The following is a 528-nucleotide window of genomic DNA, read 5'->3' as shown; positions in this document are numbered from 1 at the left end:
TGGATGCCTTGGCATGCACAGGCGAAGAAGGACGTGATACGCTGCGAAAAGCCGTGGGGAGCTGCGAATAAGCTTTGATCCATGGATCTCCGAATGGGGCAACCCACCTTAAATACCTAGAAAATCATTCCTGTTGGAATGATTTGTCTAGCTTTGTTTGATCTTACGTGCCGTATCGCACTTCCTTTGGAAGTGCTGGCACTGCGATGGCGCGGCAAACGATTGCCGACGGCCTCTGGCCTGTATGGGTGGCATGCTCGAAGTTCGGGTATGGCAGCAATACAGCGCAGAGCGCGTCGCCGGTCGTCCGGCGCACCGTCTGTAGCGAAGCAGCGCAAGCTGCGACAGCGTGAAGACAAAGCAAACCCGGCACGTCCGGGTGGGACAGGGCAACCGGAATGGTTTCTAGGTATTGTGATAAGGTATCTGCACCTGAATACATAGGGTGTAAGAAGCGAACGCAGGGAACTGAAACATCTAAGTACCTGCAGGAAAGGACATCAACCGAGACTCCGCAAGTAGTGGCGA

General features: G+C 54.2%; 1 rRNA gene. It reads left to right on the top strand.

The annotated features are described in order from the left end of the window. Positions 1–528, top strand: a 23S ribosomal RNA gene (locus PH605_RS25315); the annotation flags it as partial.

Origin of the sequence: Agrobacterium sp. CFBP 3001 (assembly GCF_027871605.1) — a bacterium.
GTDB classification, from domain to species: Bacteria; Pseudomonadota; Alphaproteobacteria; order Rhizobiales; family Rhizobiaceae; genus Agrobacterium; species Agrobacterium leguminum.
The sequence above is the reverse complement of the archived record's forward strand: the minus strand, read 5'-3'. Positions and strand labels throughout refer to the sequence as shown.